15 protein-coding genes and 1 pseudogene are annotated in these 16,322 nt (G+C 40.1%); 4 read left to right on the plus strand and 12 right to left on the minus strand.

Going from position 1 to position 16,322, the window contains the following annotated elements:
* Positions 1–217: 217 nt before the first annotated feature.
* The 11 genes from hemB to QL989_RS00350 all read right to left on the minus strand — a co-directional run bounded on the left by hemB (position 218) and on the right by QL989_RS00350 (position 9,970).
* Entirely contained in the window at positions 218–1,225 is a 1,008-nt protein-coding gene (gene hemB / locus QL989_RS00300; protein ID WP_290167323.1) for a porphobilinogen synthase, read from the minus strand.
* Positions 1,226–1,237: 12 nt separating this feature from the next.
* A complete protein-coding gene (locus QL989_RS00305; RefSeq protein WP_290167325.1) occupies positions 1,238–3,097 on the minus strand; it encodes a diguanylate cyclase in 1,860 nt (619 codons plus the stop codon).
* Positions 3,097–3,882, minus strand: coding sequence for a TatD family hydrolase (locus QL989_RS00310; RefSeq protein ID WP_290167327.1), 786 nt, complete (start codon positions 3,880–3,882; stop codon positions 3,097–3,099). The genes QL989_RS00305 and QL989_RS00310 overlap by 1 nt, the downstream gene beginning before the upstream one ends.
* A complete protein-coding gene (locus QL989_RS00315; RefSeq protein WP_290167328.1) occupies positions 3,882–4,391 on the minus strand; it encodes a hypothetical protein in 510 nt (169 codons plus the stop codon). Before QL989_RS00315 ends, QL989_RS00310 begins: the two co-directional genes overlap by 1 nt.
* Position 4,392: 1 nt before the next feature.
* On the minus strand, positions 4,393–5,133 hold the full coding sequence (gene tatC / locus QL989_RS00320; protein WP_290167329.1) for a twin-arginine translocase subunit TatC: 741 nt from the start codon (positions 5,131–5,133) through the stop codon (positions 4,393–4,395).
* Positions 5,134–5,181: 48 nt separating this feature from the next.
* Positions 5,182–5,514, minus strand: a complete 333-nt coding sequence (gene tatB / locus QL989_RS00325) for a Sec-independent protein translocase protein TatB (protein ID WP_178956769.1) — start codon at positions 5,512–5,514, stop codon at positions 5,182–5,184.
* A 5-nt stretch (positions 5,515–5,519) separates the two neighbouring features.
* Complete coding sequence (tatA, locus tag QL989_RS00330) at positions 5,520–5,780, minus strand: Sec-independent protein translocase subunit TatA (protein WP_198522170.1); 261 nt, start codon at positions 5,778–5,780, stop codon at positions 5,520–5,522.
* Between the two features lie 79 nt (positions 5,781–5,859).
* Positions 5,860–7,461: a ubiquinone biosynthesis regulatory protein kinase UbiB gene (ubiB, locus tag QL989_RS00335; protein WP_198522171.1), complete on the minus strand. Its 1,602-nt coding sequence runs from the start codon at positions 7,459–7,461 to the stop codon at positions 5,860–5,862.
* Positions 7,462–7,478: 17 nt separating this feature from the next.
* A complete protein-coding gene (locus QL989_RS00340) occupies positions 7,479–8,138 on the minus strand; it encodes an SCP2 sterol-binding domain-containing protein (protein WP_290167334.1) in 660 nt (219 codons plus the stop codon).
* A gap of 12 nt (positions 8,139–8,150) precedes the next feature.
* Positions 8,151–8,906: a bifunctional demethylmenaquinone methyltransferase/2-methoxy-6-polyprenyl-1,4-benzoquinol methylase UbiE gene (gene ubiE / locus QL989_RS00345; protein WP_290167336.1), complete on the minus strand. Its 756-nt coding sequence runs from the start codon at positions 8,904–8,906 to the stop codon at positions 8,151–8,153.
* Between the two features lie 107 nt (positions 8,907–9,013).
* Positions 9,014–9,970 carry a diguanylate cyclase gene (locus tag QL989_RS00350; RefSeq protein ID WP_198522173.1) on the minus strand — a complete coding sequence of 319 codons (957 nt, stop codon included), beginning with the start codon at positions 9,968–9,970 and terminating at the stop codon, positions 9,014–9,016.
* A gap of 332 nt (positions 9,971–10,302) precedes the next feature.
* Here QL989_RS00350 and QL989_RS00355 point away from each other — a divergent pair, with 332 nt between their 5' ends.
* Positions 10,303–12,081 (plus strand): DUF885 domain-containing protein, encoded by a 1,779-nt coding sequence (locus QL989_RS00355; RefSeq protein ID WP_290167338.1) that lies wholly within the window; start codon positions 10,303–10,305, stop codon positions 12,079–12,081.
* A gap of 77 nt (positions 12,082–12,158) precedes the next feature.
* Entirely contained in the window at positions 12,159–13,640 is a 1,482-nt protein-coding gene (locus tag QL989_RS00360; RefSeq protein WP_290167340.1) for an FMN-binding glutamate synthase family protein, read from the plus strand.
* Positions 13,641–13,655: 15 nt separating this feature from the next.
* On the opposite strand, the pseudogene QL989_RS00365 reads toward QL989_RS00360, so the two are convergent.
* Positions 13,656–13,916, minus strand: a pseudogene (locus QL989_RS00365) (class II aldolase/adducin family protein); the annotation flags it as partial.
* Positions 13,917–14,029: 113 nt separating this feature from the next.
* Between QL989_RS00365 and QL989_RS00370 the strand changes: the two are divergent.
* Positions 14,030–14,803, plus strand: coding sequence for an amidohydrolase (locus tag QL989_RS00370; RefSeq protein WP_290167342.1), 774 nt, complete (start codon positions 14,030–14,032; stop codon positions 14,801–14,803).
* 58 nt (positions 14,804–14,861) lie between these two features.
* Positions 14,862–16,286 (plus strand): mannose-1-phosphate guanylyltransferase/mannose-6-phosphate isomerase, encoded by a 1,425-nt coding sequence (locus QL989_RS00375; protein WP_290167343.1) that lies wholly within the window; start codon positions 14,862–14,864, stop codon positions 16,284–16,286.
* The last annotated feature ends 36 nt before the right edge of the window (positions 16,287–16,322 follow it).

Below are 16,322 nucleotides of genomic sequence, written 5' to 3' on the forward strand. Positions count from 1 at the left end.
ATGAAAAATGATTACAAATAGAATACAGAATGTTAACAATCTTGGTTTTTGTTATTTTTGAGGTTGAATGTACATTGGGTGTTTGGTTTTAGGTAAGGCAGAACCTATGTAGTGTGATTACTTCCCATAAATAGGGAACGCTGTAAAAATGCCAAATATGTGCTGCCCTTAAACATAAAAAAGGGCAATAAAGCCCTTTTATATCAATATGTCGTTATTATTTATTTAAATAGCGAGCAGCTTGCTTAGCAAAGTAAGTCAGAATGCCGTCTGCGCCAGCGCGTTTAAATGCTAATAAAGACTCCATTATGGTTGCTTCTTCGCTTAGCCAGCCGTTATCAATAGCGGCTTTATGCATCGCATATTCGCCACTTACTTGATAAGCGAATGTTGGAACACCAAACTCATCTTTAACACGGCGAACAATATCAAGGTATGGCATACCAGGTTTAACCATTACCATGTCAGCGCCTTCTTGAAGATCAAGTGCCACTTCGCGAATTGCTTCATCAGAGTTAGCAGGATCCATTTGGTATGTTTTTTTATCAGCGCCTTTTAAGTTACCCGCAGAACCGACAGCATCTCTAAATGGACCATAGTAGCTTGACGCATACTTTGCAGAATAGGCCATAATGCGGGTATGAATAAAGCCATCGGCTTCAAGAGCTTCACGAATTGCACCAATACGACCATCCATCATGTCTGATGGGGCAACAACATCGGCACCTGCAGCTGCATGTGATAGCGCCTGCTTAACTAAAATTTCGGTAGTGACGTCGTTAATCACATAGCCTGCATCATCAATAATGCCGTCTTGACCATGCACTGTAAATGGGTCAAGTGCAACATCGGTGATCACGCCAAGCTCTGGGAAGGTTTCTTTTAATGCGCGTACTGTTCTTTGAGCTAAGCCATCATCGTTATAAGCTTCTTCAGCGAGTAGAGACTTTTTATCTGCAGGAGTAACAGGAAAAATAGCGAGCGCAGGGACGCCTAAATCTACCAGTTCTTTAGCTTCTTCTAGCAGTAAATCAATTGATAAACGTTCAATACCGGGCATTGATTCAATGCTTTCACGGCGGTTTTTACCTTCAAGCACAAACACAGGATAAATAAGATCATTAATACTCAGCTGATTTTCAGCCATAAGGCGACGAGAGAAATCGTTACGGCGCATTCTACGCATGCGAGTATATGGGAAAAGGTCTAGTCCAGATTGGGCCATAAGTATACGCTCCTACTGTGGGATTGAAAAATTAACCACTTGATTGCGGCCATGTTGTTTTGCTAAATAGAGTGCCTTATCGGCATAATCAGTAAATAGTTCAGGGTTATGAATGTCATCGGCAATTTGGGTATAAACACCGGCACTAATGGTAAAGTCGATAATTGTACCTGCTACATTTACAGTATTATTTGCTATTGCTAGGCGTGTTTGCTCTGCAATGATCAGTGCACCTGGGTTATCAGTACTAGGTAGTAAAATGACAAATTCTTCACCACCATAACGCGCTACTTCGTCAAGTGGGCGCTTAAGCTGTTGTTTAATGGTATCAGATACCGCCCTGATAACTTGATCGCCGGTTAAGTGGCCATAGTTATCGTTAATTGATTTAAATTTGTCGATATCTAGCATAATAATACTCAATGGTGTTTGTTCACGGCGCGAACGACGAATTTCCATAAGTAACTTTTTATCAAAAAAACGTCTATTTTTAATGCCAGTTAGCGCATCTTCCATATTGAGTTGTTCAAGTTCATGGTTTTTATCTTCAAGCTCTCTAAGTGTGACTTGTAATTCAAAGGTGCGTTCATCTACTTGGCTTTCAAGCTCTTGGCGGGTGCGCTCTTGTAATTCGATCCGCTCATTTAATAGCGCATCTTGTGCGGCGCTTTGTGCAATCAATGCTTGCTGTGCTGTTACTTGCTCATCGCGTTGCAATATAAACAATTTTATGACGGTATAGCTTAGACAAAATGAGCAACCTAAAGACGCTGCAAAGGTGAGCATTAAGCTCGCTCTTGTAACAGTGTAGAAGCCTGTTAACGCAATGGAAAAATGAATAACCACAATTAAAAAGAACCCAAGTGCCATTAAGAGCGATTTATTGGGGCTAGTGGGATTTTTACGTAAATAAAATAACGTTGTGACAACATGATAAATTAAAATTACAGGGATGCTTAAAATAGCAAATAAAGCTACGCTGGGAGTAGGAAGCAACCAAATAAGTAAAATAATTAATGCGTATAGTGCGGTAATTATTGTTTGCCCTTTTACTAAATTAGACTCAATAGCGGTGCAAACATGGCGCTGTAAAGGAAGAAACGATATCGTGATCAGCATCAGCAAAATAGGCAGCATTAACTGTTGTAGGTCTGCTATGTTTGAGGGTGCATAACGAAATCCAAATCCGCCTAAGTAAGCTAAAAAGAAGCCGAGCATCAACGTAATTAAACCAGCATAAGCAAAATAATGTTTACGTGAAAAAGCAAATAAAACCAGACTACTCACCGCTAAAGAAAAAATAAAGCCAATTAGTAATCCATAAAGTAAATTCACCATACTTTTATAAGCTAGTAACGAGTCTTGCTGCCACAGTGTTAATGGTACGCGCAGCCCAATACCTGAATCATTATTAACTTTAAGGTACACAGTAGTTTCACTGTTAGCGGGAAGAGTTAACTTGACTAGTAAAGACTCACTCTTGATTACTCTTTGCGAAAGCGCAAGCGTATCACCTATATGAGTTGATGTGAGTAGTTTATCACCCATAAAGTGAGCAAGGTAAACATCATTCAAAAGAGGGTTGTCTAGTGACAGTAAGGGCATTATCGGCTGCGATAACTGATTTTTAATTTTAAATTGAATCCACACAGGCCGAGACTCAAGGCCTAAATTAAGTGGCTTATTATTAAGTAGCAGCCATTCTTGTAAATTACTTTGTCGTGCATCTTCTAATGAGGTAGGAGCAAACGAATAATGAATATCTTCTATTTTTTTTGAATTAAATTCGCTATTTATCTCGATTGCACTTGCAGGAAAACAGGATGCATAAAACACCATAATGAATACCAGCAAAGCGCAAAAGGTTCGCATTATTTTTTCTCTAATCCAAATAAGCGGTTAAAGTTGTCACTCGTATGTTTTGCCACTTCACAAGCAGAAACACCATAAAGCTGAGCAAGCGTGTCACAAACATAATGCAGCAATGCTGGCTCATTACGTCTTGACTTTGGCTTAGGTTTAACAGTGCGAGGGATTAAAAAGGGTGCATCGGTTTCAATTAATAAACGCTCAATGGGAATGCTAGGGATCAGTTGTTGTAATTCTTTGCCGCGTCGTTCGTCACATACCCAGCCGGTAATACCAATATAAAGACCCAGGTTTAAGTAACCTGCAAGTGCTTGTGCATCACCAGTAAAACAGTGCAGTACACCGCGAACAGTAAACTCATTTAAAATAGCAAGCATGTCGTCACTGGCATCACGTTCATGTAAGTAAACTGGCAGATTTAGCTTTTCAGCTAATGCGAGCTGACGACGAAACACATCACGCTGCACATCTCTTGGAGAAAAGTCACGATTGTAATCTAGTCCGCATTCACCAATTGCAATAACTTGCTCATTTTGTGCGAGTTTAGTGAGCTGTTGTTCAAGTTCAGAGGTTGCTGTTTTTGCATCATGAGGGTGAATACCAGCGCTAGCATATTGACCATAGCGTGCAGCAAGTGCTAATGATTCTTCGCTGGAGCTGATATCGCAGCCAATAATTAGCATATGCTTAACGCCGACCTCTTTTGCCCGCGTGAGCACCTCTTGATGCTGACCATCAAATTGATGATTAGTTAAATTTACGCCAGCATCAATTAACGTATATTGCATTACTGAGTACGTTTTACACGAATTGAACGGTTTTGATCTGCTTTCTTAAGTAAAAAAGAGTTGAATACCCCACGGCTAATAATAACGGTATCGCCTTCGGCTAACCTTAAGCTATCTGAACCAATTTGACGCCATTGCTGATTATTCTCTAAAGTAATAATTAGCTCACCATAAGGGGCTTTTTTAACATTAGCTATTGTTGATGAAATTGTTTCTTCACTATTCTCGATGATTTTTTTATGCTCTAAACCAAACTCTTTTGCCTTTTCAGCCACAGGTGCTGTTGCGACAGCCGTGTCAGCTTTTACATTAGCTTTAACAGATTGTTGTGGTTGTTTACGCGCTGATTGAGTGAGTGATTTTCCCGCGATAGTGTTGTCGTAACATAGTAAACGATTAAAATCGTTTTCAATAAAACTACAGGCTTGTAACGCTTGCTCATTAATAGGAGTTGCGGCTAAAACCGGTACACTTGCTAAAGCGAGTAAAGAAAGTAAATGCTTATTCATATTATTCCTCAGATTCTTGTTGTGGTTTTGCGGTATAAAATTTAGCTAAAATTAAGCCAAGCTCAAATAAAAGCAGCATAGGCAATGCTAATAGGGTTTGTGATAGCACATCGGGTGGCGTTAAAAACATCGCCACAACAAATACACCGACCACTATATAAGGGCGTTTCTCTTTTAGACTTTGTGTGGTTGTTGCACCACTCCAACAAAGCAACATAATCGCAACTGGGATTTCAAATGCAATACCAAAAGCAAAAAATAGCTTAAGTACAAAGCCTAAATAGCTACTGATATCCGGTGCTAGGGTCATCATTTGAGGACCTGCACTGGTGAAAAAACCTAAAATAATTGGCAGTACTACAAAGTAGCAAAAAGCTATGCCACCATAGAATAAGAAAATACTGGAAGCTAATATGGGCATGAGCATTTTCTTTTCGTGCTGATATAAACCGGGGGCTATAAATCCCCAAATTTGATGTAAAATCCAAGGGATCGCAGCAAATAAAGCAACAAACAACGTAAGTTTAAAGGGGGCAAAAAATGGCGCGGTGACATCCGTTGCTATCATAGTGGCAGTACTAGGTAAATGAGCGACTAAAGGAGCCGCCACAAACGTATAAATATCGTTTGCAAAGTAAACCAAACTAATAAATATCACTAAAATACTTAATAGTGATTTTATCAGCCGGTCACGTAATTCGATTAAATGAGCGACAAATCCTGACTTTACTTCTTCAGTCATTGTTTTCTATACCCTGCATTAAGCGCATGAAAAAAGAGAGTGCCATAATTACTTAGAGTCATCTGTTGATTGGTTATTAGTGGCTTGGCTTTGATCTTTTTTATAGCTGTGAGTAACTGATTGCGCTGCTTGTTGCAGCTCAGAAACAGAGTTTTGTAGGTCAGGGCTTAAATCTTTAAGACCTTGTTGCTCTGCTTTTTTTAGGTTTTCATGTAACTCGTTTACACGCAGCTCTTCACTTACTTCCGCTTTTACTGAGTTAGCCATTGCTTTGGCTGTTTTTACCCAGCGGCTTACGGTTCTAATAGCAACAGGTAAGCGCTCTGGTCCAAGTACCACCAAGCCGACAATAAATACCACAACAAGCTCCCACATTCCCATGCTGGTTAAACCTTGTTGCTGTCTTTGGTTTTGTCAGTTGTATTTATATCGGCAGGTTTTGACTCTGCTGAATTTTGTATCTGTTCCGCTTTATCTTCGCTGGCTTGTTTCTCAGTATTTTGGTCATCAGACATGGCTTTTTTAAAGCCTTTTACTGCGCCACCTAAATCACCACCCATACCGCGTAGTTTCTTCGTACCGAATAAAAGTACAATGATTGCAAGTACAATTAATAATTGCCAAATACTAATACCACCAAAACCCATGGTTTTCTCCTGCTTTTAAGCCATAAAATAATAAGGTTAAGTGCTGATTATACGCCCAAAGTGGCAAATAGCACTTAGTTTATGCGCGGCGCCAAGCCGCTATAAAGCCAATAACAGCACAACTTAAGACAACGCCAGCAGCGATTAAGTTGTGTTGTAAATAAAATAAAGCTGAGACAATCATCGCTGCACTACTAAACAACCCTAAAACCAATGGTTTATGTGAAACTTTAACTGCAGGTACGTGAGAGTGTGGTGCTCGCTTTAAATTTTGATAAATTAAATCGGGTAGTTCAGGCATTTTTTCTGCCCAAAACGGTAAGTTTGCATACATTTGCTTTAGCACAGACAGCGGACCAACTTGTTGTTTAACCCAGTCTTCTAAAAATGGCTTTGCTGTTTTCCATAAATCCAGTTGTGGATATAGCTGGCGACCTAAGCCCTCAACATACAACAAGGTTTTTTGTAGCAATACGAGCTGTGGTTGAACCTGCATATTAAAACGACGTGCGGTATTAAATAAGTTAACCAAGACATGACCAAATGATATTTCAGCCAGTGGTTTATTAAAAATAGGCTCGCACACGGTGCGAATAGCAAATTCAAACTCTTCAATGCTGGTATCAGGTGGTACCCAGCCTGAATCAACATGTAGCTGTGCTACCTGACGGTAGTCGCGGTTAAAAAAGGCAATAAAATTTTCAGCTAAATAGCGTTTATCTTCTTTATTGAGTGTTCCCACAATACCGCAATCAATACCAATATATTTAGGGTTGTGCGGGTGTTCGCGGGAGACAAAAATATTGCCTGGATGCATATCCGCATGAAAAAAACTGTCGCGAAACACTTGAGTAAAAAATACTTCTACTCCGCGCTCTGCTAATAGCTTCATATTGGTGTTTTGTGCCATCAATGCTTCAGTATCTGACACCGGAATACCGTAAATACGTTCCATAACCAGAACATTACTGCGGCTATAGTCACTGTATACTGCAGGGATATAAAGTGATTCTGAACCTTCAAAGTTACGCTTTAATTGAATACCATTAGCGCCCTCACGCATTAAATCAAGTTCATCGAGTAATGTTTTTTTATACTCTTTAACCACTTCTACAGGGCGTAAGCGTTTGGCTTCGTTAATTAACTTACCAACAACCTTAGCTAATTTTTCCATTAGTGCTAAGTCGGCATTTATTTGTTGTTCAATATTAGGACGTATAACTTTAATAACGACATCTTGCGGTTCACCTTGAGGATCAACAAGGGTAGCTGTATGCACCTGAGCAATTGAAGCCGATGCCAGAGGTGTTTGTGAAAAGTCGCTAAATAGCTGGCTAATATTATCTATTTCTAATGCTGTTTCGATGATTTTCTGTGCCAATTCACCTTCAAACGGTTCTACCTGATCTTGTAAAAAGGCTAACTCCAATGCGATATCATGAGGCAGTAAATCGCGTCGAGTTGAGAGCATTTGGCCAAACTTTATCCACACAGGGCCAAGTTGTTGCAGAGCTAAGCGAAGTCTTAAGCCTGGGGGTTTATCTTTGTGTTGATTGCGTAACCAAAACAAGCTGCCACGTGCGATTTTAGCAAACCAGGGTACTTTGTGTTTAGGTATAAGCTCATCAAGTCCGAAGCTAAGCAGGGTTTTAGTTATATAATACAGTCGGGCAGTTGACACAAAAAATCCTTAGCGCGTTAAAGGGCTTTAATTAGGGCGTTAATACGTTGCTCAATGGCGGCAACTTGGCCTTTTAGTGCTCTATTTTGTTGTTTAAATTGCTCAAGCTCTAATGGGTGAATAGTGATTGCCAGCTCATCTTGGCACACACTAATAAAAGTACTGTCGAGCTGAGACTTTGCTTTTTTACCTTGCTGCTTAAGTGACTGCAAATGTAAATAAAGTTGTTGTGCAGGCGCGTCGCCAATATGCTTTGCTAATTGCTCTGGCCAATCAATGTCTACACTTGAAAAGGCTGAACTATAGCTTTGGGCTATGTTTAAATCACCTTGTAAATCAAGCTTATCTTGGCGAATAAGTTGAGTCAGCATAGCCGGGTTTTTCAGTGCTAATAACGTATCTATATTGGCACTGATCATACAGTCTGCGTCAGCATGTTCGAATGCAGTGTAAAGATGTAGCTGCTGATTGGCATAAGTAATGGCTATTTTTTGCTGCCAGTCTCTAACCTCAACCAATAAACGCTGATGCTCTACTACATTTAGTTTATCGAGTAAGCTCGGGTCAAGTTTAAGCGCTTGATTTAATACTTTTTCAATAAGCGAAAGTACAAAGCTCGGTAGCATAAAAAAACTGCCTGCAGCCGGTTGTTCTTTACTGTGTTCTTCAAGCGCCATAAATTACTAACCTTAGTATTTAAATCCACGATGCAGGGCAACAATGCCACCAGTTAGATTTTGATAAGTCGCTTGCTCAAACCCTGCTTCGACCATCATCCCTTTAAGGGTTTCTTGATCTGGATGCATACGAATTGACTCTGCTAAGTATTGGTATGATTCACTGTCGTTAGCAACTAGTTTACCCATAGTAGGTAAAATGTTGAAAGAGTAAAAATCATACGCCTTGCTGAGAAGCTCTTGCTCTGGTTTTGAAAACTCAAGAATGAGTAAACGGCCCCCTGGTTTTAAAATACGGTACATAGAGCGCAATGCTTTATTTTGATCCGTCACGTTACGTAAGCCAAAGGCAATCGTAATTAAATCAAAACTATTATCAGGAAATGGTAAGGCTTCGGCATTCATTTGTACGTAATCAATGTTACCGACAAGGCCTAGGTTATGCAGCTTTTCACGGCCTACCTTTAACATTGAAGAGTTTATATCACCTAAAACAACCTGACCGCTATCGCCAACAAGTTGGCTAAACTTTGCGGTTAAATCGCCAGTACCACCGGCTAAGTCTAATACATGATGACCTTTACGAATGCCTGAACTAGCAATTGTTTGACGTTTCCATAAACGGTGAATACCAAAAGACATGAGATCATTCATAACATCGTACTTTGTCGCAACAGAATGAAATACATCAGCAACCATAGAAGCTTTTTCGGTTTCGGCAACAGTTTTATAGCCAAAATGCGTGGTCTTTTCAGGGTTCTCGTTCATGATTAATCTCTATCGTGGTAATAGAGACTAGTGTACTTGATTGTGCACCAAGGGTGCAATTTGAATATGATTTATCAGCTAATTTATTGTGTGAACAGTGTGCTTTGCTATTGAGATGCACGTGATTTAAACGCCGCGTTTGAGGCACTTTTAACTAGTTGGTTAAAGTCGCCTTGTTGTTCCGTAATCCCTAATGAGAGAGAAATGGGAGGGAGTTTTAAATCGCTTTTTGAACTGATAAAACGTAGCTTTTCGACCCCTGCTATTACTTTCTCTGCAATCAGTTTAGCTGTTTCGGGCTCAATGTTAGCAAGTAGAACGATAAATTGGTCTTTTGCAGAGCGCCCGGCTAAGCCACTTTGCGAAACATACTTTTGAACTTGCTTAGCTACTTTATTTAAAATCACTTCGCCAATTGCATCACCAAAGTTATTAATAAAATGCTCTAAATTATCAATTTGAATGGCAATTGCTGAAATTGACTTGTCTTGTTTTAGCCATAATTGTGTTTGCTTAGTTAAATAATGGCGTTTGTATAAGCCTGTTTGCGGATCAATGACATGTTGTTTGCGCAAGGTATTGAGTTGTTTTTTAGTTGTTTCGTGTAGTTTTTTTGCCTGACTTAGTTCTTGTTTAAATTGCGCTTGTTGCGAGAACAGTAACTGCGTTTGCTCATTAAGTCTTTCTAAGGCGATGCGGCTATTAGCAATATTATTTTCATCTAAAGAATGTAAGCAGTCATTAACATGACCTGCGAAATCGTTAAGTTTTTTTTCGGTTTGCTGTGCATTTCGCGATAGTGAGTTGATCACGCCATTGACGTTTTCAATCATTGCTACTTCGGTTTTATGACCCTGATTTAAATATTCAAAATAGAGTTGCTCAATAAATAGCTCATCAATATTTTGTTGGGCATCTATGGCATCATCAATAGCATTGTTAAGCGCAAAATGGATTTTACTAATGTATGTATACACAACTTGAAAATTTAAGGGGGTAGGAGGCAAAACATGATGCTCTAAAAACATACATACTTTTGTCATTTTTTCTTGTGCTATAGCCATGGAATCATGGAACATCATTTGCAATTACCAACCAAATACGCATAAATGCTGATTTATAAAACTCGTCCAATGAGGCAATTTGCTTCCAAGCACAGATACAATAATCATTATATCTGTTATTTAAAAGTAAAATGAGTCGTAGTTGGCTAAAATGGCGCTATAATTTCAATAACCGTTGTTTTTTTGAGCAATTACTCTAATTGTTAAGTATTAACTTAAGTTAATAAAATGATTACTACCGTATATTTTCGCAATTGGTCGTATATTTATTTGCTATTTATTTAGGCTACGATAAGTTTATCACATCTGTAACGTCACTAAGCTCAATAACTATGAATTTATCTCTTTCAAAAAAAATGCGTCTTTCCTTATTAAGTGTCACCTTAATGTGTTCATTAAGTGCGTGTCAGCTAACTACAATTAACGCCAATCAGCAATTTACGCAAACGGCCGAAAATATCGTAAAACATCGCCAAAATGTAAGTCCGTACAGTAATCCTGAGGGTGTTGATGGCTATTTACTTCCTAACTTATCAGCTGACTTTTTAGCGCAGCAGTATCAAAAAAACACGCAGTTATTGGCTGATTTAGATTCAATAGATATGAGCAAGCTGAGTGACGAGAATCAAATTAACTACAGTATTATTCGAGCGCAAGTGCAAAATAGTGTTGATGAATATGTATTTAATGCACACTACATGCCTTTAACGTCAGAGTATGGCTTTCATTCAAGCCTATCGTTTATTGTTAATAGCTCGGATTATAAAACTGCACAAGATTATCAAAACTACCTAAAGCGATTACAGCAAGTGCCGCGCTTTTTTGAGCAAAACATAGGCTGGATGCGTAAAGGATTAGAAGTTGGTTTAACTCAACCCAAAGCGGTATTAATTGGCTACCAAGACTCTATTACTGCCTACATTGTTGACGATGTAACACAGTCTGAATTTTACAAGCCGTTTTTAAACAATACCGCGGGTTTAAGTGATAGTGAATTTATAGCGTTACAACAACAGGCTAAAGCAATTATTAGCAGCCAAGTTATTAAAGCCTATAAAGATTACTTAACTTTTTTTAATACTGAATACTTACCTGGCGCGCGCAGTGATATTGGTATTTCGTCAACTCCTAATGGCGAAGCCTTTTATGCAAATCGTGCTAAGTATTACACCACGACACAAATGACCCCAAAAGAAATCCATGAGCTGGGTTTAGCTGAGGTGGCGCGTATTCGCAGTGAAATGGAAGCGGTCATCAAAGAGGTGGGTTTTAAGGGCACGTTTGCAGAATTTATCCACTTTTTACGTACTGATCAGCAGTTTTACGCCACAACGCCTGAACAATTATTAAAAGAGGCCGCGTACATTGCCAAAAAAATGGATGCACAGTTACCTAAATTATTTCATACCTTACCACGCAAACCCTATGGCGTAGCGCCGGTGCCCGCCAATATTGCACCTAAGTACACTACTGGGCGCTATTCAGGTTCGAGCCGTGATGATCAAGCCGGTTTTTATTGGGTAAACACGTACGCTTTAGATAAACGACCACTCTATGCTTTAGAAGCGTTAACGCTGCACGAAGCCGTACCGGGCCATCATTTACAAATATCACTCAATGCAGAGCTTGAAAGCTTACCTAGCTATCGCCGAGATGCCTATTTATCAGCATTTGGTGAAGGCTGGGGGTTATATTCAGAGTACTTAGGGGTTGAGGCTGGTTTTTATCAAGACCCATATAGCAACTTTGGTCGTTTAACCTACGAAATGTGGCGTGCTGCACGTTTAGTGGTTGATACGGGGATGCATATGTATGGCTGGAGTCGAGAGCGTGCAATGAACTTTATGGCTGATAATACGGCGCTTTCATTGCATAATGTAAAAACGGAAACCGACCGTTATATTTCGTGGCCAGCACAAGCGCTGTCTTACAAAATTGGTGAGTTAACAATTAAACGTCTGCGCGCAGAGGCTGAGCAAGCATTAGGTCAACAATTTGATATTCGTGAGTTTCATCATCAAATATTACGCCATGGCTCAGTGCCTTTGTCGGTGCTTGAGCAACAAATACGTTTGTATATACAAGTGGAATTAGCAAAAACAGATAGCTAAAAGCGCATTATTTTGAAACTATAAAAGTGTGGTGTTATTTGATGGCATCACGCTTTTTTAGCATTTAAGGATAAGTAATGAGTCAGTTTATAATGTTCAGTATCGATGTGTTTGCCAGCCTATTTATTGTTGCATTGGGGTTGCTGGTTGTATTAATTGCTATTTTTTATATTCGAGATGTTACGCAAACAAAGCATGCTATTAGGCGTAATTATCCCGTGATTGGACGTTTCCGTTATTTCTTTGAGCGCCAAGGTGAGTTTTTTAGACAGTATTTTTTTGCCCTCGATCGTGAAGAAATGCCCTTTAATCGCGCCGAGCGCAGTTGGGTCTACCGCGTGGCTAAAGATGTTGATCACACGGCCGCTTTTGGTTCAACTCAAAGTTTAGAGGCCACAGGCACAGTCATGTTTATGAACTGTGCGTTTCCTACCTTAGATGAAGAAGCCTTAGCGCCGAGCAACGTAACTCTTGGTCCTTACTGTAAATTTCCTTACACCACAAATTCGCTATTTAATATATCGGGCATGAGCTTTGGTGCGCTATCAAGCCCAGCTGTACGTGCACTATCGAAGGGGGCAAAATTAGCAGGATGTTGGATGAACACGGGAGAAGGCGGCCTTAGCCCATATCACTTAGAAGGAGGTGCCGATATTGTATTTCAAATTGGCACCGCAAAATACGGTGTACGCGACGAGCAGGGAAATTTAAGTACAGAAAAGCTAAAAGCCGTTGCTGCACATCCAGCGGTTAAAATGTTTGAACTGAAAATGAGCCAAGGTGCTAAGCCAGGCAAAGGCGGCATGTTACCTGGGCGAAAAGTGAATGCTGAAATTGCCAAAATAAGAGGTATATCCGAAGGGCAGGATTCTATTAGCCCAAACGGGCACCCAGAAATAAAAAATCCAAACGATATTCTAGACATGCTTAACACCATCAGAACTGCAACGGGTAAACCGACAGGCTTTAAAGCGGTTATTGGTGAACATACTTGGTTAGAAAGTTTATTCGCCGAGATTAATCATCGCGGCATTGAGTCCGCACCCGACTTTATTACTATTGATAGTGCGGATGGCGGTACCGGCGCAGCACCACAATCTTTATTAGATTCTGTAGGGTTACCGCTTAAAGAAAGCCTTCCTTTAGTTATACAGCTATTAAAGAAACATGGTCTTAGAGAGCGAGTTAAAATTATTGTTTCGGGTAAGTTAATTGTTCCATCCAAAGTCGCATGGGCATTAGCACTAGGAGCCGACTTTGTAGTTTCTGCCCGAGGGCATATGTTTGCACTAGGCTGCATTCAGGCTATGCAATGTAATAAAGATACTTGCCCAACAGGAATTACTACGCATAATGAACGTTTACAACGTGGTTTGAATGTTGAAGATAAAGCGCAGCGAGTTGCAAATTATAATAAATACATCCATTACGGTGCGGGGCTTATTGCACATTCTTGTGGCGTTACCAGTGCTCGCGAATTAAAACGCAAACATGTACGTATAGTACAAGAAAGTGGCCTTTCTGAGCCGCTAGATAAAATGTACGAGCATTACCATTAAATACTTGCTTGTTAGTTATCGGTGATGAGGTGTATTGCTCGCTCGAATGCCGGTGATTTTTAATCGCTCTAATTCGCAGCTAAACAAAAACTCTAGTGCTTCTAGGTGGCGACGCACTTCAGCAATATTTTTGCCAACTGCATATAAGCCATGACCGCGAATTAATACACCAAATTTAATCGGTGAGTGCAAATGGTGATCGCTAACTAATAAGCTTAAACGGTCAATATCTTGGCCGTTATCAAAAATAGGAATGCTTAAGGTTTCTAAATGAGACCACTGTTGTGGTAATCGATGGATATGCAATACAAGCAGCCTAATGGCGATAAAGTTATTCGTTTATGTTTTGCTTAAAACGATCAAATCCTAATAGAGGCGGCGCAGATTTTATGTCAACTTTAACTTTAGCACTATTACAAAACTCATTGCATTGGCTCGATAAAAAAGCCAATTTAGCTATGTTTGAACAACAACTTGCCAACATCACCAATAAACCAGATTTAATTGTATTGCCCGAAACCTTTGCCACTGGATTTGCGGTTAACCTTGATTGTGGTGAGGCTGAAAATGGCTCAGTACTGAGTTGGCTTAAAACACAAGCTAAACAACATAATGCAGTGATTGCAGGCTCAGTATTGGTAACCCAAGGAGACAAAAAGGCCAACCGGTTTTATTGGGTACAACCAAATGGAGAAGTGAGCTATTACGATAAGCGCCACTTATTTTGTTTGGGTAACGAGGGTGAATTTGTAGTGCCAGGACAAACCCGTAAAGTGTTTGAGCTCAATGGGTTTAAAATTTTACCGCAAGTTTGCTACGATTTACGTTTTCCGGTGTTTCAGCGCAATAACAATGACTACGACGTGATGATTAATATTGCCAACTGGCCTGCGGCAAGGCGTAATGTGTGGGACACTTTATTAATGGCGCGAGCAATGGAAAACCTATGCTACGTGGTTGGCGTAAATCGGGTTGGCGAAGATGGTAATGGTATTGAGCACAGTGGTGGAACCGCAGTGTATGACTTTAAAGGTGAGCCACTGGTTAAAGCAAATGATGACCAGCCAGCATTACTAACAATCACATTAAATAAAGCGCCGCTCAATGAATTTAGAGCTAAATTTCCGGCACATTTAGATGCCGATGCTTTTGCATTGGTATAAATTAGCGCCCAGCCGATAAAGTGCTAAAATAGCCGCTGATATTTTTATTGGCGGCTTTATGAATACAACCCCTATTACACCGGTAGTTTTAGCAGGCGGCATTGGCACACGGCTTTGGCCGCTATCACGCCAAGCAATGCCAAAGCAGTTTTTATCTTTGCTTGATGATAAAAATCAGCAGTCATTATTACAAAGTACCTTATTACGTGTTACAACTGAGGACTTTAATCCCGCTATTTTGGTCTGTAATGAGCAGCATCGATTTATTGCTGCGGAGCAGGCTGCATTTGCAAAACCCCATGCCATAGTACTTGAGCCAGAAGGCAAAAATACCGCACCAGCTATTGCCCTTGCCGCGCACTACGCTTTAAAAAATAATATTACGGGCCCTTTGCTGGTGATGCCTGCCGATCATCATATTGCAGACTTTACCGGATTAACTGCTCAGTTATCCGATGCGATTAAACTTGCTGAGCAAGGTAAATTAGTTACATTTTCAATTACGCCGACAGAGCCACACACAGGTTATGGTTATATAAAACAGGGCGCAGCCATTAAAGATACCTGTTGCTTTGAAGTTGACCAGTTCAAGGAAAAGCCTGATTTAGCAACTGCATTAACTTATTTAGCTGAGGGCGGTTATAGTTGGAATAGTGGTATGTTTTTATTTACTCCCGCGGCATATCTAAAAGAACTGGAACGCTTTGCCCCTAAAATTGCTAAAAGTGTTGCTAGTGCCACTGACTTTAAACAAGACTTAGCGTTTACCAGAGCAAATGCCCATGCACTTGAATCTTGCCCAAATGACTCAATTGACTACGCTATTTTAGAGCGCAGCAATAATGTAGTGGTAATGCCTGTGGCGTTAAAGTGGAGCGATGTCGGCAGTTTTTCTGCACTCGCAGCGCTTGCAGAAAAAGATTCGCAGGGTAACAGTCAAAATCAGCAACATATTGCACAGAATAGTATTAATAACCTAGTTATTAGCGAAGATGGGCACACAATTGCTACTTTAGGTGTGAGCGATTTAGCGATTGTACATACTCATGATGCCACCTTGATTGCAAAACAAGATTCGCTTGAAGGCTTGCCTTTAATACTTAAGCAATTGGCAATTACGCAAAATGACAAACTGGCGCATCATCAGGTGGTTTACCGCCCTTGGGGACATTATCGTACGTTAATAGAAAGTATCGGCTTTAAAGTTAAAAAAATTACCGTAAAAAGTGGTGAAAAACTCTCAACCCAGCGTCATCAGCATCGTGCCGAGCATTGGGTGGTTGTCTCAGGTACTGCAGATATATGTATTGACCAGCAAGGCTTAACACTGACCCATGACCAATCTTGTTATATTGGTGCAAAACAACTGCACAGCTTAGCGAATAATCAGCCCGAACCCTTAATTGTTATTGAAGTGCAAACGGGTGCCATATTGGATGAAAGTGACATAGAGCGATTTGATGATGTATACGGTAGAAAATAACAGTATAAATAGTAAATATGGTTGATCATTTGTTAC

The organism is Pseudoalteromonas sp. APC 3224 (genome assembly GCF_030407535.1).
GTDB lineage: Bacteria > Pseudomonadota > Gammaproteobacteria > Enterobacterales > Alteromonadaceae > Pseudoalteromonas.